Origin of the sequence: Ensifer sp. LC163, assembly GCF_001695855.1 — a bacterium.
Lineage (GTDB): Bacteria > Pseudomonadota > Alphaproteobacteria > Rhizobiales > Rhizobiaceae > Ensifer.
Window position 1 is genome coordinate 19,429 of the sequence record NZ_MBSS01000045.1, and the last position, 17,314, is coordinate 36,742.

A 17,314-nucleotide genomic window follows, 5' to 3' on the forward strand; every position below is an offset into this window, starting at 1 on the left:
CCAGTCCCCTCCAATATCCAGCGCGCACTCAGAGCGGCCTCAACCCTAAGCTTTCCCCTCGAAGACGTTTTTTGTTCGGGACAGGGCAGCGGTGAAACGCTATTTCTTGCCTGAGAAACAGGCTGAGCCGAAAACACGCCAATATTTCGGCGATCCGGTGTCGTTCTCAATGTTCGCCGGCCACTCGGCGTTTTTCTTCGGTAACGCGGCCCGCTTCGGCGGCCGTTCTCAAGCACGAGGTTCTGCAAATGGCCATTCTTCCGTCCGTTCTTGAAGCAATCGGCAACACGCCCCTGATCCGGCTGAAGACCGTATCCGAGGCGACCGGCTGCACGATCCTCGGCAAGGCGGAATTTCTCAATCCAGGACAGTCGGTGAAGGATCGCGCCGCGCTCTGGATCATCCGAGAGGCGGAGAAGGCCGGGCAGTTGAAGCCGGGTGGCGTCATCGTCGAAGGGACTGCAGGCAATACCGGCATCGGTCTCGCCCTCGTCGGCCAGGCGCTAGGTTATCGGACGGTGATCGTCATTCCGGAAACCCAGAGCCAGGAAAAGAAGGATGCGCTGCGTCTTCTTGGAGCAGAACTCGTCGAAGTACCGGCTGTGCCCTACAAGAACCCGAACAACTACGTGAAGATCTCCGGGCGTCTGGCCGCTGAACTCGCAAAGACAGAGCCGAACGGCGCCATCTGGGCAAACCAGTTCGACAATGTCGCCAACCGTGACGCGCACGTCGCGACCACGGCCCCCGAAATCTGGCGTGATACGGACGGCAAGGTAGACGGCTTCATCTGCGCGGTCGGTTCCGGCGGTACGCTTGCCGGCGTGGCACAAGGCCTGCGGGCGAAAAACCCTTCGATCAAGATCGGTCTTGCCGATCCGGACGGTGCGGCACTCTACAATTACTACGCGCACGGGGAGTTGAAGGCGAGTGGAAGCTCCATCACCGAGGGCATTGGCCAGGGCCGCATCACCGCCAATCTCGAAGGTTTCACGCCGGACTTTTCCTACCAGATCTCCGATGCCGAGGCTGTGCCGCTGGTCTTCGACCTGATCGAACGCGAAGGCATTTGCGTCGGCGGGTCGACGGGTATCAACATTGCCGGCGCGGTCAGGCTCGCCAAGGAGCTCGGTCCGGGACATACGATCGTGACGATCCTTTGCGACTATGGTAACCGCTATCAATCGAAACTCTTCAACCCGGACTTCCTGGCCTCGAAGGGCCTGCCTGTACCAGCCTGGTTGAAGGGGTCTTCAAGCATCACCGTTCCATACGAATCAGTTGGATAAGATTTGCAATGACCAAGACCGTGACTGCCCTCTTCCGCGAAGATTTCTATCTTGCGACTTGCGAAGCAAGCGTGACCGGAATTCTGGAGGATGGCGGGATCGAGCTTGATCAGACCTGCTTCTACGCCACGTCGGGCGGGCAGCCGGGCGACAGCGGCTTCCTGGAGCGGAGCGATGGCAGCCGCATCGACATTGCGGTTGCACGCCATGGCGCCACGAAGGACATCATCGTCCATGTGCCGGCGGAGGGACAGTCTGCTCCAGCCGTCGGCGAAAAGCTGGTCCTACATATCGACTGGCCACGCCGCTACCGGCTGATGCGCATGCACACGGCCTGCCATCTACTCTCCGTCGTTTGTCCCTTCCCGATCACGGGCGCCGCCGTCGGCGAAGACGAAAGCCGCGTCGACTTCGACATGAGCGAGACGATCGACAAGGACGAAGTGACGGCGGCGCTAAAGAAGCTCATCGACGAGAACCACCCGGTCTATCTGCAGTGGATCACCGACGAGGAGCTTGCAGCCAACCCCGGCATCGTCAAATCGAAGAACGTCCGCCCGCCCATCGGCCTTGGTCGCGTCAGCCTCGTCTGCATCGGCGAAAACTCGGCGATCGACAGCCAGCCCTGCGGCGGCACACATGTGTCCGAAACGCAGGAAGTCGGCGAGATCCACATCGCCAAGATAGAGAAGAAGGGCAAGGAAAACCGCCGCTTCCGCATCCGCTTCGGCGCGCCAGACGACCGCCAGGCAATCTGAACAGGAGATACGACCATGACCAACAACAAAAGCGCTTTCGTCGTTTCTCCGGACTGGTTGTTGCAGCGGCTCGCCGATCCCTCCATTCGCATCCTCGATGCCGCCTGGTACTTGCCGGTGCAGAACAGGAATCCGAAAGCGGAATACGACGCCGGCCACATTCCCGGCGCCGTGTTCTTCGACCAGGATGCGATCGCCGACCACACCAGCGGCCTGCCGCATACGCTGCCGACGCCGGAGGCCTTCGCCAAAGCCGTCGGTGCGCTCGGTGTCAGCGAGACCGATACGATCGTCGTTTATGACGGCCCGGGCATCATGACCGCGCCGCGCGTGTGGTGGATGTTGCGCATCATGGGCGCTAAGGACGTCTATGTGCTTGATGGCGGCATGGACGGCTGGAAGAAGGACGGGCGCCCGGTGACGTCAGAAGTGCCCGCGCCCACGCCCGTCACGTTCAACGTCACGTTCGCGCCCTCGGCGGTAACGTCATTCGAGCGCATGAAGGACATCGTGCAGTCGGGCACGATCCAGATTGCTGATGCGCGGGGCGCCGGGCGCTTCCTCGGCGAGGAACCGGAGCCGCGTGCTGGAATGCGGTCCGGCCACATGCCGGGCGCACACAGCTTGCCTTCCGGTATTTTCTCCGAGAACGGCAAGTTCCGAGATCTCGATACGCTGCGCAAGACGTTTGCCGATGCGGGGGTCGACCTTACCAAACCCGTGGTGACAACCTGCGGCTCGGGTGTCACGGCGGCGATCATCACGCTTGCGCTACAATCCCTCGGCCATACCGACAATACGCTCTACGACGGCTCCTGGTCCGAATGGGGTGGCCGCGCCGATACCGCCGTTGTGACCGGCAGCGAGTGACATCATGCGCCCTCCCAAGCTCGCCTCACTGACCGCGCATGTCACCGAACTGGAAATGACGACACCGCCCAAGCAGAGCTTGCCGATGCCCGTCAACATCCACACGGCAATCCTGCGTGTGTCCGACATCCCGCTCAACTACTACAGATTCCTCTATCTGCGGGTCGGCAAACGCTGGCACTGGGCCGATCGCATCCGCATGAGCGACAAAAAATTGGCTGCACTGCTTGCCGACAAACGCACGAGCGTCACGGTGCTCTATGTCAACGGCGCGCCTGCCGGCTTCTTCGAGCTCCATCAGGCCGAGGACGACGTCGTCGAGCTCACCCATTTCGGGTTGATGGAGCACGCCTTGGGGCTTGGCCTCGGCAAATGGTTCCTGCTGCAGACGCTGTTTGCCGCCTGGACCTTGAACCCGAGCAAGGTGACGGTCACAACCAACAATCTCGATCACCCCCGGGCGCTCCAGCTCTATCAGCAATTCGGCTTCTCGCCTGTCGCCACCCGCGAGGCGACCGTCGAGCCGCTGACGGACGAAGAGTTGCTGGCCTTCGCGAAGAATCTCTGACCTCGGCGCATTGGCACGTTCCGGGTGTCGCCACCGCACCGGTGGGAGCACAGTGTCCATCGAATGATCCCAATCGATCTGGAGATGCACCATGGCCCTGCGCTATATCCCGATGTCCACCGATCAGGCCGAGCGCCTGAGGCATGGCGGAAAAGATGCCTATGGCAACCCGCCGGAACGGCATATATCCGACGGCGATGGCGTGCCCTGCCGGCATTGCCTTCGTAACGTCGAGGCGGGCGACGCCTATCTGATCTTCGCGCTGCGACCCTTCACGTCGCTGCAGCCCTATGCCGAGACCGGTCCTGTCTTCATACATGCCGACGAATGCCCGACCTATACCGAAAGAGCTCGGCCACCCATCCTGAGATCGAGCAAGGACTATCTGTTGCGCGGTTATGGCAGCAACGAACGCATCATCTACGGGACAGGCGGTGTGGTTCCCACCGAGCAGCTCGAAGCCCGCGCTGAAGCCCTGCTCGCCATGCCCGAGGTGGCAAGCGTGCATGTACGATCGGCCAAGAACAATTGTTATCAGTGCAGAATGGAGCGCGCCTGAAGCGCCGGACCGGTTTTGGCCGGACCGGCACCATCACAGGCTTCAGGCGACGTTGAGTATCGCTTCCGGCGCATAGGCGTCATAACCCAGCGCTTCGGCCACGGGGGCGTTGGTCACACGTCCGCGGTGAATGTTGAGCCCGGCGCGCAGGTGGCGATCCTCCGCAACGGCCTTCAGGCCGCGATCAGCCAGTTGCAGGCCGTAGTGCAGCGTCGCGTTGTTGAGCGCATGGGCCGATGTCACAGGGACGGCGCCAGGCATGTTCGCAACGCAATAATGCACGATGCCGTCGACCTCGTAGGTCGGGTCGGAATGGGTGGTCGCGTGCGATGTCTCGAAGCAGCCGCCCTGATCGATGGCGACGTCGACGATGACCGCACCCTTCTTCATCCCGGTCAGCATTTCCCGCGTTACAAGCTTGGGTGCCGCGGCGCCTGGAATGAGAACGGCTCCGATGACGAGATCGGCAGAAAAGACCTCATCCTCAAGAGCGTCGATGGTGGAGTAACGGGTGTGCACCCGGCCGCCGAAGATATCGTCGAGCTGGCGCAGGCGCGGGATCGAGCGATCGAGGATGCTGACGTCGGCGCCGAGACCGGCGGCCATTCTGGCCGCGTGGAGACCGACGACACCGCCGCCGATGATCGCGACCTTCGCCGGAAGCACGCCGGGCACGCCGCCGAGCAGAATGCCGCGACCACCATTGGCCTTTTGCAGCGACGTGGCACCAGCCTGTATCGCCAGGCGCCCTGCCACCTCGGACATCGGCGCCAGAAGCGGCAAACCACCACGCTCGTCCGTGACGGTTTCATAGGCGATGGCGGTGACGCCGGAACTCAGAAGCCCCTTGGTCTGTTCCGGATCCGGAGCGAGATGCAGGTAGGTATAGAGAATTTGGCCTTCGCGCAGCTGTGCCCATTCGGAAGGCTGCGGCTCCTTGACCTTGACGATCATGTCCGACTTTTCGAACACGTCTTTTGCCGTCGCGACGATCTTCGCGCCAGCGGCACGGTAGGTATCGTCATCCGCGCCGATCCCCGCTCCTGCCTTGGTTTCAACGATAACCTCGTGGCCGTGAGCGACATATTCACGTACCGACGCGGGGGTCAGGCCGACTCGGTATTCATGGTTTTTGATTTCCTTCGGGCAACCGACACGCATCGAGCGTTCCTCTCCTGTTGTGGGCAATTTTGCCTCATTGACACCCGCTCAGCAAATCACGCGACGAAACGAATGTCCTTGCAAAGATGTCTCCGCAAAGGCAGTAATTTCGAAGAGTATTGCGCCGTTGGCCGGTCTATTGATGGAAATCGCGAATGAGTGAACTTGATGCCATCGATCATGCGATTCTGCGCATTCTTCAGCAGAATGGCAGGATTTCGAATGCCGATCTGGCAGCTAAGGTGGGGCTGTCACCATCGGCCTGCTCGCGCCGGGTCGATATCCTGGAGAAATCCGGCACGATCAGCGGCTACCATGCCCGCCTTGCCCACAAGGCGCTCGACTACCAGATCATGGTGATCGTGCATATTTCGCTGTCCGGGCAGTTTGCGAAGACGCTGGCAGAGTTCGAGGCGGCGGTAAAACTCTGCCCCAATGTTCTCGTCTGCTACCTGATGTCGGGCGAGTACGACTATATTCTCAGGGTGGCGGCCAAGGATCTGCAGGACTACGAGCGCATCCATCGCGATTGGCTCTCCGCCCTGCCCCACGTGGTCAAGATCAACTCCAGCTTCTCCCTGCGCGAAGTCATCGACCGGCCGAACGTCGGGATCTGATCGCCTGCGACTGCGTTAGCGGCCGACGACGCAATCGCGGCCACGCCCTTTCGCCGCGTAGAGCCTGAGATCAGCCTGGGAAAGCAGGTGCTCGATCGCGACACCATCACGTGGCGTCGACGACAATCCGATGCTGGCTGTCACAGGCTTACCATCAGGTGTGGAAATGCGGGCCGACACCGCATGCCGGATATCCTCTGCATGTTTGAGCGCATCGGCATGCGGCAGTCCCTGACACAGCACGACGAACTCCTCGCCCCCATAGCGAAAGAGCCGGTCGCCCGGACGCAAGCTCGTCTTCACCGCTTCAACCAGCTTCTGGAGGATACGGTCGCCCTGCTGGTGGCCGAAGCGGTCATTGACGCCCTTGAAATGATCGACGTCGATGATCAACAGGCTGACAGCGGCATTCGTGGCTGCGCTCGCGCGCAGCATCTGCGGCCCCTCGATATCGAAGCGGCTGCGATCGAGACATCCGGTCAGCGTGTCCTGGCCAGACCGCGACAGCAGGTCTTCATAGCGTTCGCGGAAGGTCAGATCGTTGAAGATATCGCCGAGCGGCCGGTCCGACATCGCCAGGAAAGGATGGCGCGAAACGTTGAGGTAAAGGCCGATGACGATGGCGTAGAAGGTGGCCGCCAGCATCTTCGCGATCCATCCGCCCCACAGCACCTCGGTGGGCGCACCCTTCAGCCAGTGTAGAGCCGCATAAAATGCCAATTGATCGAAACTCAGGATCACGACGCCGCAGATCAGGAAGCGGACGGTCACGAAACGGCGCAACCATTTTCCGAGACGCTCGTAAAGCAGTATGATCAGAAGCGTATCGAGGTAGAGAATCAACGTCCCCCACACCATCAGCCCACCCATCTCATCGATGAAGGCGATGTCGGCCGAACGACCGGGGACGATCGAGACGATCTCGTGCTGGCGCAACAGAAAGCTGAGAATGACCGTGAGCAAATTGCCGGCGAGCAGACCATAGATCGGCTGGCGGACGGTCGCTGCATCTTCCTTCACGTAAAGCAGCAGGATGACCATCAGCTTGCCGGAAAAAAGCACGACCGATCCCGGCGAGACGATCCCGAACGGCAGTTGTACGTAAAAGACCGCCGCCAAATAGGTCTCGATGAAATGCATCACACCCAGGGCAGCGACGAAAACGCCGAGACCCAACCGGGCACGAAGCTGCAACAGCCAGATCATCGCCGTGACGTAGACCAGTGCTTCGCCGACAAAAAGAATGAGATTGGCGTTGGGCATGCTCTTGAAAAGGTTCCGGTTTCGCCAGGCAAACCGTTAGGTGGAAAGTTTAAGGAAGGCTTTATCCTGGTTGCACACGGCCTGGATTTGCAATGCGAGAATCAACTGCTTTGCGAAGTGTTGCCTTTCCGGCATAGTCGCGATCAACCCACCGTGGTTCGCGTATCGACGAAGAAACCGCGGATTGCACCCGCATCGACCGCAATGGCATTCATCAATGGAGGGCAAGCATGCAATCGACGACATCTCCGTTCCACCTCTCGCGCCGCTCGCTTCTGTCCGGCGTCGTCGCCTCCTCAGCACTCGTGATGCTTCATCCCTTCTCCGCACGTGCCGCAGCCAACCAGGCGCACCTGCGCATCATGGAAACGACTGACCTGCACGTTCACGTCTTTCCCTACGACTATTACGGTGACAAGCCGAATGACACGCTGGGCCTTGCGCGCACGGCCTCGATCGTCGACGCCATCCGGGTGGAGGCGACGAATTCGATCCTTGTCGACAACGGCGATTTCCTGCAGGGAAACCCGATGGGCGACTACATCGCCTATCAGCGCGGCATGAAGGATGGTGACATCCATCCGATCATCGCGGCGATGAACGTGCTCGGCTACGACTGCGGCACGCTCGGCAACCACGAATTCAACTATGGCCTGGACTTCATGTTCAAGGTGCTGAACGGCGCCAACTTCCCGCTCGTCTGCGCCAACCTGACCAAGGGCGCGCTCGCCGCCGATGCCCGCCAGGATCAATTGTTCCTCAAGCCCTACGTCATTCTCGATCGCAAGGTGAAGGACGGCGCTGGTACCGAACATGCGATCCGGGTCGGCCTCATCGGTTTCGTGCCGCCGCAGATCATGACCTGGGATGCGAAGAACCTTGAGGGCAAGGCCAGCACCCGCGATATCGTCAAGGCGGCAGAAGCCTGGGTTCCGCAGATGCGCGAGGAAGGTGCCGATATCGTCATCGCGCTTTCCCATTCCGGCATCGGTCAGCAGGACTACGCCGAAAATCTCGAAAACGCGTCCGTGCCGCTGGCCGCGGTCGAAGGCATCGACGCCATTGTGACCGGCCACAGCCATCTCGACTTCCCGGGTCCGAAGTTCGACAAAATTGCCGGCGTCGACAATGCCAAGGGGCTGATTTCGGGCAAGCCGGGTGTCATGGGCGGTTTCTGGGGTTCGCATCTCGGCCTCATCGACCTGCTCATCGAACGCGAAGGCGGCGCCTGGCGCGTCGTCAGTTCCACCAGCGAAGCGCGTCCGATCTACCGGCGCGAGGAAAAGAAGGTGATCGCCGAGGTCGCCGACAAGCGGCAAGTGCTGGCGGCGGCACAAAAGGAGCACGAGGCGACGCTGGCCTATGTCCGCACCCCGGTCGGCAAGAGCGCGGTGCCGCTCTATTCCTACTTCGCCCTGGTCGCCGACGATCCATCGGTCCAGATCGTCAGCCAGGCGCAGACCTGGTACATCAAGGACATGCTGAAGGACACGGAGCACAAGGACCTGCCCGTGCTTTCGGCGGCGGCTCCGTTCAAGGCCGGCGGCCGCGGCGGCGCGGACTACTACACCGACGTTCCGGCCGGCGACATCGCCATCAAGAACGTCGCCGATCTCTATCTCTACCCCAACACGGTCCAGGCCGTGGTCATTACCGGCGAGCAAGTGCGCAACTGGCTGGAAATGTCAGCGGGCATATTCAACCAGATCAAGGCGGGTTCATCGGACGCCGCCCTGATCAATGGAGACTTCCCGTCCTATAACTTCGATGTCATCGACGGCGTGACCTACCAGATCGATCTTTCCGAGCCGCCCAAGTTCGACAAGGACGGCAACGCCGTCAACCCGTCATCCAACCGCATCAAGAACTTGAACTTCAATGGGCAACCGATTGATCATGAGAAGAAATTTGTCGTTGCGACAAACAACTATCGCGCCGGTGGCGGCGGCCATTTTCCTGACATCGCTGCCGACAAGGTAGTCTTCGTCGCGCCCGACACCAACCGCGACGTCGTGGTTCGCTACATCATCGACCAGGGAACCATAAACCCGGCTGCGGATGCCAACTGGACCTTCGCGCCGCTTGCAAACACCAGCGTCACCTTCGACAGTGGCCCGAAGGCAAGGCAGTTCCTGTCGCAGGTCAAGGGCGTGACGATCGAGGATGCGGGTGAAGCCGCCGAAGGATTTGCCCGTTTCCGCATCAAGCTGTGACGCTTCGTGCCCCTGCCAGCGGGGGCACGCTCTCCCCGGCATGGAGAGCGGAAGTGCCGCTGTCGGCAACTGGCGAAAAGCAGCAACGCGGATGCTGAAGCAGCCATCCGTCCCGGCATTCGTGTGCCCACCGCGCTTACGGGCAGCGCGAGCTTTCAGTACGAAGAGACTGTATGTCTTTATTTTTACGGATAGGCTCCAGCGGCCTGCCGCTGACAATCACACCTGTCGGGTCTGCGCATCGTCGGCAAACAGCGATGGTCCGGTCTGGTCGATGATCTGGCGGCCTTTGCGGAAAGCGGCATCGATCGCGTCCTGCTCGGACGTAAAGAGATCGGCGCGGATAAAGCTGCGCACCCTCACGTCGCCTTCAGCGATCGCCTTCTCGATGCTGCCGGCCAGGCGAAACTGCGAGCCCTCGCGCATAGGCGTGGCGCGGATCGTGCACTCGGCATAGGCCTCGGCTTTCCCCGACGCGCCTTGAGCCTCGTTTTCACCAGAGCCGGAGCGGCCGAACAATTTTGAGAAAAATGATGCCATGAGCAAGACTTAGACGCGACGGCGAAAGCTGTCAAAGCCAAAGTGTCATCACGGCACCAGGCTCTCAGACCTCGCCGCTGTCAGATGATCAGATTGGACAGGATCTCGTTCTCGGTGATGTCCTGATAACGCAAGCCGGCAGCGTCGAACCGCGATTTGAGGATCGGGAAATTCTCCGCATGCTTTGTCTCGATGCCGATAAGGATCGAGCCGAAGTTGCGGGCGGATTTCTTCAAATATTCGAAGCGCGAGATATCGTCCTCGTCGCCGAGCAGGTTGAGGAAGTCGCGCAAGGCACCGGGGCGCTGCGCCATGCGCAGGATGAAGTACTTCTTGAGCCCGGCGTGCCGCATCGCCCTTTCCTTGACGTCGGGCAGACGCTCGAAGTCGAAATTGCCGCCGGAGACGACAGCGACGACGGTCTTGCCTTCGAGCTTCTCGCGCCCGATCGCGTCCAGCGCGGTGATCGACAGAGCGCCTGCGGGCTCGAGCACGACGCCCTCGACATTCAGCATGTCGATGATCGTCATGCAGATCGCGTTTTCCGGCAGCAGCATGACCTGATCGGCAGAGAAGCGCCGAAGGGCCGCAAAATTCAGATCGCCGATCCGCCCTACAGCTGCGCCATCGACGAAGTTGTCGACCTGATCGAGCGTAACGACGCTGCCGGTTTCGAGGCTTTGCCTGAGGCTCGGCGCACCGGACGGTTCGCAAAAGACGAAATGGTCGGCGGCAACGTCGTCCTTCAGATAGCCGGTGACCCCGGCCGACAAGCCACCACCGCCGACCGGTAGTACGACGAGATCGGGCCTGACGCCTTCGGGCAATTGCTCGGCAATTTCAGCGGCAACGGTCGCCTGCCCCTCGATGATGTCGAGATGATCGAACGGCGGCACCATCACGCCGTCAATCGTTTCCACGTGCTCGCGCGCGGCCTTGTAGCATTGGTCGAAGATGTCGCCGACAAGGCGGATCGTGATGAACTCGCCGCCGAACATGCGGGTCTTGTCGATCTTCTGCTGCGGCGTGGTCACCGGCATGAAGACGACGCCGGGAACACCGAAGTGTCGGCAGACGAAGGCAAAGCCTTGGGCGTGGTTGCCGGCCGAGGCACAAACGAAGGTCTTGCCTGTCGCACCGGCACCAAGCACCTTGCGGAAGAAATTGAACGCACCCCTGATCTTGTAGGAGCGAACCGGCGACAGATCCTCGCGCTTGAGGAAGATGTTGGCGCCGTAGCGGGCGCTCAGATGTTCGTTCAATTGCAGCGGCGTGGCCGGAAAAATATCGCGCATCGCCGTGGTTGCGTTGTCAACATCCTGCTTCGTCACGTGAGGTCATCCATTGAGTTTGCCGATGGCTGCCGCTATTGCACATTGCAGCGCCCGAGGCCATCGCTTTGACTCGAATCGACCGGCGGTGGACAATGTCGCCGCCTCGCGCCTCGCCAGATCATGTAGTTTCATTTCCAGGAAATCGAACGCTTGAACGCAACCCTGATCCGGCATGCTGTGCATATCGCGGCGATCCTTGGTCTCTACCTGTCGCTGGCGATGCTCGTTCCGGCGATGGTCGATCTTTATTATGGCCATCCGGACTGGCAAATCTTTGCCGTATCCGCTTTCCTGATCGGCGGCCTGTCGGCAGCGACGTTCATGGCAACACGCATGGGCCCGCCGCCGTTTTCGAAGAAATTCGGCTTCCTGCTCGTCAATCTGCTCTGGGCCGTCTTTTCGGTCGTCGGGGCCATCCCGCTGTGGCTGTCTTCGCTGAAGCTCGACTTCGCGCAAGCCCTGTTCGAATCCGTCTCCGCCATCACCACTACCGGATCGACCGTTATCGTCGGCCTCGACGACGCGCCGCCCGGGTTGCTCGTCTGGCGCTCGCTGTTGTGTTGGCTCGGCGGCATCGGCATCGTCGTGCTCGGCCTGTTCATCATCCCCTATCTCAGGGTCGGCGGCATGTCGTTCTTCAAGATGGAATCCTCCGATACCAGCGACAAGCCGTTCGCTCGCCTTGCAAGTTTCAGCCGCGCCTTCCTTTTCATCTATGTCTCGATCACGGTTCTCTGCACGATCGGTTACAACATGGCGGGCATGAACCGGTTCGACGCCATCAATCACGCGATGTCGACGGTGGCGACCGGCGGCTTTTCCACCCATGACGCATCCTTTGCCTATTTCGGCAGCGTCCCGCTGCTGTGGACGGCGACGTTCTTCATGGCGCTCTGCAGCCTGCCATTCTCGATCCTGATTGTACTCGTCGTACGTGGGCGCCTCGATGCGCTGCGCGACCCGCAGATCATCGTCTTCCTCGGATATCTCTCGGCCTTCTCGATCGCGGTGGCGATCTATCATCGCCTTGCCAATGACGTCGAATTTCACCTGGCGCTCGCCCATTCGTTCTTCAACATCACCTCGATCCTCTCGACCAGCGGCTACGCGAGCGAGGACTACAGCCTGTGGGGCCCGTTCGTGGTGATGGTCGCGTTCATCGCAACCTTCATGGGCGGCTGTTCCGGATCGACTGCCGGCGGGATCAAGGCCTATCGCTTCGTCGTGCTCTTCAACGCCATCCGCTCCGGCCTCAACAAGCTCATCTATCCCAATGCGATCTATGCGGTGCGCTACGGCAACAACACGGTCGATGCCGATACACAGCGCGCCATCTTCCTGTTCTTCACCACCTATATCCTGCTGTGGGTGCTGGGCAGCCTCGGCATGGGCGCGCTCGGCTACGATTTCATCACCGCGACTTCGGCGGTGATTACCTGCCTTTCCAACGTCGGCCCCGGTCTCGGCAGTCTCATAGGCCCAGCGGGCAACTTTTCGACGCTCCAGGATCCGGAGCTCTATCTTCTTTCGCTGATGATGCTGCTCGGCCGCCTGGAAGTGCTGACCGTGCTCGTGGTTCTGACGCCAATCTTCTGGAAACATTGACCATTGCCACGCCGGCCCTATCGTCTTGACTCGATGCGGCAAATGCCGAAAGTCGGATCAACCGGACAAAGGGGAGCGTCATGGCGAAACATCGGTCACGGCTGGCGGTGCTGACCGCAGCAAGCATGCTCTGCATAAGTATCGAGGCAAAGGCTGGACCGCTTGTGGACGCCGCCACCAAGGCGGAACAACTGGCAACCTCCGGCGACGCAGCCAAAGCGCGGGAACTCCTGCGGCAGGCCGTCGGCGACTTTTCGCAAACCCTGCCGTTCTCGATCGGCAAGGCCGTTTTCATCACCAAGGAGCCCGCCGGCTACGCCATGTACGAGCCGAAGGAGGGAACCGTCTTCAAGACCGGGGAAGCGCTCGTATCCTATGTCGAACCGGTCGGCCTGACCTGGAAGGATGCGACCACCAAGGGCAAGTTGGAGACGCATTTTACCGTCGATTTCGACATCCTCAATCCCAAGGGCGAGATCCTCGCCGGCCAGAAAGCATTCGGCGACTTCACCTTCACCGGCTATCTCAAGAACCAGGAGATCTATTCGACCCTGACGATCGATGTGTCCGGAGCCCCGGCCGGCGACTACGTGCTGCGCTTCCATTTCAACGATATCAACAGCGGCAAGACGGCGACGATCGACCAGCCGTTCAAGATCGCCGGACCGTGAAACAATGCCTGACATGATTACGACGATCGGCTTCGATGCCGATGATACGCTTTGGCAGAACGAACAATTCTTTCGCCTCACCGAGGCGCGCTTCGCCGAACTGCTCAAGGACCACGCCGACACCGATGATCTCCCCGCACGCCTGCTGGCCGCCGAAAAGCGCAACCTCGACCTCTACGGTTTTGGCATCAAGGGTTTCGTGCTGTCGATGGTCGAGACCGCCGTCGATGTGACCGACGGCCGCGTACCGTCATCGGTGATTGCCGAAATTCTTGCCGCCGGGCGCGAGATGCTGGTCCACCCGGTAGAGCCGCTGCCGCATGTCAAGGAAACGCTCGAGGCGCTTCATGGCGCCTTCCGGCTGGTGATGATTACCAAGGGCGACCTCTTCGACCAGGAGCGCAAGCTTGCCGCCTCGGGATTGGGAGACTATTTCAACGCGGTCGAGATCGTCAGCGATAAGACGGTTGCCACATATGACCGCATCTTCACACGCCACGGCGACGGCCCATCGAAAAGCCTGATGGTCGGCAACTCGTTGAAATCCGACATTGTCCCTGCACTCGATGCCGGCAGCTGGGGCATCTACGTGCCGCATGCCCTCACCTGGGCATTCGAGGATCACGACAAACCCGTCGGCCATCCACGCTTCCGCGAGGTCGCCGATCTCGGTGGTCTGTCGGGTGTGCTGCAAACGCTGGACAAATAGCAGGCTCGCCATGAACCAGAGTGATCGTGACGAGCTGCAGAGGATGGTAGCCTAGCCCCTCAATGCAGCCGTTAATTGCTTATTGCGTGAGCTGACATCTTTCTTTGGGAGTCGGAGAAATGTGCGGGCATCCAGAAGGATGCATCACAGGAGAATCACCATGGCGCAGCTAATCGGAGCTACCGTAGTAATGGCATTCACCAGCATATTGATCGGTTGGATTATCAGGAAATTCTCCGTCATGAGCATCTTTGCCTCTCGCCTTGTCGGCTTGGCAGTCATGATGTTCGTCGCACCGACGGTCTACTTTCTGACGTCGGGCACTCCATACTTTCAGGCGTTTTTCACCTATGGCCTTGGTGCGTTGATTGCCGGCGCAATTTTCCATTTCTCGCGATCGAAGCGCCAGCCGTCGTAAGGGCCCCACAAGGGCGTCCCCCGTCGATGTCCCGATGACGTTCGCCCACCGTTGCGCCACGGAAATTGTAGCCTAGCGCGAACGGCTCGACGTCGCGGCAACACAGGTGCCCATCGCACTGCTCGCGGAATCGGCCGGATCTATGCTATGTGCCGCCACAAATCGAAATCGAGGTGATCGACATGGCCGAAAATTGGGAAAAACCCGTGACCTTGGCCCTGGAGGGGCCGGAAAAATACACGATCATCTCGAACACGACCGAAGCGTCCTGGGCAATGATCGAAGACTGGCCGCTGGAAGACAGCGCGCTCTTGACGCGGGCGCTCGATACATGCGCGGCGGTGATCGAGGGCAAGCAATCGGTGGAGGCCGCCCGCCAGGCCTTCATCGATGCTGCGCGTGAGGCCGGGATTCTCATTAAGGAATAACGTGGCAGCACGACCCGGTCGGTCGCGTCTGTGCATCTTCCGGTCTATGGCATAGGAGACGACGCGCCGCCAACTTCAGGTGCCGCTCTGGCGGAAGCAACGGCTTCCTCCGCCGACGGCGCCAAATCTCCGTTGCCGGTTAAATTAGAATTGGTCGCGCCCACTTCAAAGCAACAGCTAAAACACGTCGAACGAGGGGCGAACATCCCCAGTACGAACCCGGCCTGCCATCCTCCAAGTAACCCATTTGAGGGAAGAACAATTGGTGAAGATCGGCATCCCCCACAGAGATTGCGGGCGCCGGGCAATAGTACGCCCACTTGCGTTTTCGGGTCGTGTGGGCGAACCTGCCGACCAAGACAGGTTGAAGCCGCTGCCGGGCAACCGGACCGCACAACAGCCCCAAAACTGGAGGACATCATGGCGATCAGACTTCTCACGACAATGGCGGTAACAGCACTCTTGGCGATTTCAGGATGTGCGACCAGTGGCTCCGGCAATACGACCTACTCACAAGCCCAAGGGGTCGACCCCGATATCGATCCCACGGGCACCGCTAACGAAAGCATGGGTGCGGGTTACTAAACCTGACCCAGGCGACCAGGCTGGCGGTGGCCGACAGTCTGCCGGTACGGTTGTTCGCCAAAACTATTTCAACTTCTTGATGCAGGAAAAGTCGTTGACAGGCAGGGGGATAGATTCGTCCTCGATGCTACCGGCACCACAGCAGCGGGCGTGATGTACGCCACGTTCAGCTCCTATCCGAAATAGATTCGAGGCGCGGATAGCGCCATGGCTTGTCCCTCAAAAACTCCAGGAGAACGGCACATAGCTTGGTGGAGAGGCGGCAGGATCGTGCGTTGGGCCATGAGCGTTTTTCTCGTCTTTGACAGCAATTCGACAGGCATCATTCAGTTTCAATTAAGCCTATTTCCCGGATAATGGGGACAATCATAAATTGAGGGAACCTCTGGTGGCGCTTCCTGGACCAGCTTTCATTCTCGCTCTCGTTGCCTTCATCGTTGTGGTGCCCCTTGTCGCCAAGAAAGCGGAACAGGGCCGGATATACAGCCACAGCATCACCACCAACTTCTGATTTTCACCCGTTGGTCATCCCGCACACCACTGGCGGGCGTATGGCCGGGCGGAAGCTTCCGCTGACGCAAGCCGAGCTATCTCCATCGTCTGTAACAACCGCGAAACACGGACAGAACAACGCACTCGTCAACGATCAATGGGATGTTGAAGCAATCATCCGCTGGAACCCTATGAGGCTCCTTGAATACGGACGCGTTCCGCGAGCCGGGTTTCAAACTGGTGAAAGCGACACAGGCACATGAGCTGCACAACGAAAAATCCGTTGTGCAGCCCTTCCAAAACCGAAGAGCGCAAGGTACTGAAAACACTCAGTGCGGGCGTGGCGAAACTGGTAGACGCAAGAGACTTAAAATCTCTCGGCTTCGGCTGTGCGGGTTCGATCCCCGCCGCCCGCACCAGATGGCCGCTAAGGAAAATTCTTCACACACAATACTTCACCGCCGCCCGCTCAACGGACGGTTTGGCCTGACGCCTTAAATCGATTTGCCGCTCAGTGATAGTAGAAGCAGTCGCATTCGGCTCGCTGGACATCGTCGTGCCAGACCCTGACCGCCAGTTTCGTGCAGGCTCCCTTGTCCTCTAACCGCAAACCAAGCAGCGAAACCGCTGCGGCCTTCGGGTTGAGTGCATCGACTTCAATTGCCGACCCTACCTGCTGCACGCCGTTGCGGGCGGTCCAGGTGAAGATCTGAACGCTGTAGTGTTGCATTGAAAATCCTCCGCTATGCAGACGCAGTGGACGCAATACTCTCGCTGAACTCAGATAAAGATCGGACGGATAAAGGCACGTCCGGAAAATCTATCAACCGTCCTCGACGGTTGCCTCGGGGCGGTCGCCGCCATCGGTATGCTCGAAATGCCAGTTTCCTTTTTCGTCCTGGAAACTGATATCCTCGTCGTCGCCGCCGACCTGCTGCTCGGCTGCCACGGCCTTGGCGGCCGCCAGAGCCATTTCTCGGCTGGGAAAGGGTTCCGAAAAGGCGTCGGCTGCCTTGTAGGCCCAACCGCCGTCGTGGGGAACGATGGAGTACGTAATGCGCGCCATGCTTCTCTCCCTGCACTCCGAAAGGCAATCCCGCCTTTCGCGGGCCGTCCGCCCGGCCCAATATTCCTCCTCGTCAATGGCATTCTCATGCCGAACGGGGCGGATATTAACACAGGAACAGGCCGATAGGCCACTTTCGCGAATCAGAATGTGACAGGGCGTGTCAAG

General features: G+C 60.0%; 21 protein-coding genes and 1 tRNA gene. 16 read left to right on the forward strand and 6 right to left on the reverse strand.

All coding sequences use genetic code 11. From position 1 onward, the window contains the following. Window positions 1-91: 91 nt before the first annotated feature. The 6 genes from BC360_RS31925 (at window position 92) to BC360_RS24880 (ending at window position 4,044) form a co-directional block, all read left to right on the forward strand. Window positions 92-274: a hypothetical protein gene (locus tag BC360_RS31925; protein WP_139110192.1), complete on the forward strand. Its 183-nt coding sequence runs from the start codon at window positions 92-94 to the stop codon at window positions 272-274. Beyond that, window positions 249-1,289, forward strand: coding sequence for a cysteine synthase A (locus tag BC360_RS24860; protein ID WP_065797247.1), 1,041 nt, complete (start codon window positions 249-251; stop codon window positions 1,287-1,289). The genes BC360_RS31925 and BC360_RS24860 overlap by 26 nt, the downstream gene beginning before the upstream one ends. An 8-nt stretch (window positions 1,290-1,297) precedes the next feature. Further along, the gene (locus tag BC360_RS24865) at window positions 1,298-2,047 is read left to right on the forward strand and encodes an alanyl-tRNA editing protein (protein ID WP_065797248.1); all 750 of its coding nucleotides are present in this window, start codon (window positions 1,298-1,300) and stop codon (window positions 2,045-2,047) included. A 15-nt stretch (window positions 2,048-2,062) separates the two neighbouring features. Beyond that, the gene (gene sseA, locus BC360_RS31930; protein WP_065797249.1) at window positions 2,063-2,917 is read left to right on the forward strand and encodes a 3-mercaptopyruvate sulfurtransferase; all 855 of its coding nucleotides are present in this window, start codon (window positions 2,063-2,065) and stop codon (window positions 2,915-2,917) included. A 4-nt stretch (window positions 2,918-2,921) separates the two neighbouring features. Further along, window positions 2,922-3,485 (forward strand): GNAT family N-acetyltransferase, encoded by a 564-nt coding sequence (locus BC360_RS31935; RefSeq protein ID WP_065781455.1) that lies wholly within the window; start codon window positions 2,922-2,924, stop codon window positions 3,483-3,485. Between the two features lie 91 nt (window positions 3,486-3,576). After that, window positions 3,577-4,044 (forward strand): DUF1203 domain-containing protein, encoded by a 468-nt coding sequence (locus tag BC360_RS24880; protein ID WP_065781456.1) that lies wholly within the window; start codon window positions 3,577-3,579, stop codon window positions 4,042-4,044. 42 nt (window positions 4,045-4,086) lie between these two features. On the opposite strand, the gene ald is transcribed toward BC360_RS24880, so the two are convergent. After that, window positions 4,087-5,205 (reverse strand): alanine dehydrogenase, encoded by a 1,119-nt coding sequence (gene ald, locus BC360_RS24885; protein ID WP_065797250.1) that lies wholly within the window; start codon window positions 5,203-5,205, stop codon window positions 4,087-4,089. A 155-nt stretch (window positions 5,206-5,360) separates the two neighbouring features. Between ald and BC360_RS24890 the strand changes: the two genes are divergently transcribed. Next, window positions 5,361-5,822: an Lrp/AsnC family transcriptional regulator gene (locus BC360_RS24890; RefSeq protein ID WP_025427034.1), complete on the forward strand. Its 462-nt coding sequence runs from the start codon at window positions 5,361-5,363 to the stop codon at window positions 5,820-5,822. A gap of 15 nt (window positions 5,823-5,837) precedes the next feature. Here BC360_RS24890 and BC360_RS24895 read toward each other — a convergent pair whose 3' ends face one another. After that, a complete protein-coding gene (locus BC360_RS24895; RefSeq protein WP_065797251.1) occupies window positions 5,838-7,085 on the reverse strand; it encodes a GGDEF domain-containing protein in 1,248 nt (415 codons plus the stop codon). Between the two features lie 230 nt (window positions 7,086-7,315). Here BC360_RS24895 and BC360_RS24900 point away from each other — a divergent pair, with 230 nt between their 5' ends. Beyond that, a complete protein-coding gene (locus tag BC360_RS24900; protein ID WP_065797252.1) occupies window positions 7,316-9,298 on the forward strand; it encodes a bifunctional 2',3'-cyclic-nucleotide 2'-phosphodiesterase/3'-nucleotidase in 1,983 nt (660 codons plus the stop codon). Window positions 9,299-9,517: 219 nt separating this feature from the next. Here the strand turns inward: BC360_RS24900 and BC360_RS24905 are convergent, their stop codons facing one another. Both BC360_RS24905 and ilvA read right to left on the reverse strand, forming a co-directional pair. Continuing rightward, on the reverse strand, window positions 9,518-9,838 hold the full coding sequence (locus tag BC360_RS24905) for an HlyU family transcriptional regulator (protein ID WP_065781460.1): 321 nt from the start codon (window positions 9,836-9,838) through the stop codon (window positions 9,518-9,520). 80 nt (window positions 9,839-9,918) lie between these two features. Continuing rightward, window positions 9,919-11,169, reverse strand: coding sequence for a threonine ammonia-lyase (gene ilvA, locus BC360_RS24910; RefSeq protein WP_065797253.1), 1,251 nt, complete (start codon window positions 11,167-11,169; stop codon window positions 9,919-9,921). A 153-nt stretch (window positions 11,170-11,322) separates the two neighbouring features. Here ilvA and BC360_RS24915 point away from each other — a divergent pair, with 153 nt between their 5' ends. From BC360_RS24915 to BC360_RS24935, 8 genes are all read left to right on the forward strand, one after another. Beyond that, complete coding sequence (locus tag BC360_RS24915) at window positions 11,323-12,777, forward strand: TrkH family potassium uptake protein (protein ID WP_065797254.1); 1,455 nt, start codon at window positions 11,323-11,325, stop codon at window positions 12,775-12,777. Window positions 12,778-12,902: 125 nt separating this feature from the next. Continuing rightward, window positions 12,903-13,448, forward strand: coding sequence for a hypothetical protein (locus BC360_RS24920; RefSeq protein WP_413813775.1), 546 nt, complete (start codon window positions 12,903-12,905; stop codon window positions 13,446-13,448). Window positions 13,449-13,452: 4 nt separating this feature from the next. Continuing rightward, complete coding sequence (locus BC360_RS24925) at window positions 13,453-14,157, forward strand: HAD family hydrolase (protein ID WP_065797255.1); 705 nt, start codon at window positions 13,453-13,455, stop codon at window positions 14,155-14,157. Window positions 14,158-14,317: 160 nt separating this feature from the next. Then, entirely contained in the window at window positions 14,318-14,575 is a 258-nt protein-coding gene (locus BC360_RS31940; protein WP_139110193.1) for a hypothetical protein, read from the forward strand. Window positions 14,576-14,757: 182 nt separating this feature from the next. Further along, window positions 14,758-15,003, forward strand: coding sequence for a DUF982 domain-containing protein (locus BC360_RS24930; protein WP_065797417.1), 246 nt, complete (start codon window positions 14,758-14,760; stop codon window positions 15,001-15,003). 420 nt (window positions 15,004-15,423) lie between these two features. Then, entirely contained in the window at window positions 15,424-15,588 is a 165-nt protein-coding gene (locus tag BC360_RS32450) for a hypothetical protein (RefSeq protein WP_167590860.1), read from the forward strand. 388 nt (window positions 15,589-15,976) lie between these two features. Continuing rightward, window positions 15,977-16,099, forward strand: coding sequence for a hypothetical protein (locus BC360_RS33005; RefSeq protein ID WP_274533950.1), 123 nt, complete (start codon window positions 15,977-15,979; stop codon window positions 16,097-16,099). A gap of 315 nt (window positions 16,100-16,414) precedes the next feature. Continuing rightward, window positions 16,415-16,499: transfer RNA gene (locus BC360_RS24935), tRNA-Leu, on the forward strand. A 92-nt stretch (window positions 16,500-16,591) separates the two neighbouring features. Here the strand turns inward: BC360_RS24935 and BC360_RS24940 are convergent. Then, window positions 16,592-16,810 (reverse strand): hypothetical protein, encoded by a 219-nt coding sequence (locus tag BC360_RS24940; protein ID WP_065781466.1) that lies wholly within the window; start codon window positions 16,808-16,810, stop codon window positions 16,592-16,594. Between the two features lie 93 nt (window positions 16,811-16,903). Beyond that, window positions 16,904-17,146: a DUF2188 domain-containing protein gene (locus BC360_RS24945; RefSeq protein ID WP_065797256.1), complete on the reverse strand. Its 243-nt coding sequence runs from the start codon at window positions 17,144-17,146 to the stop codon at window positions 16,904-16,906. Window positions 17,147-17,314: the final 168 nt, after the last annotated feature.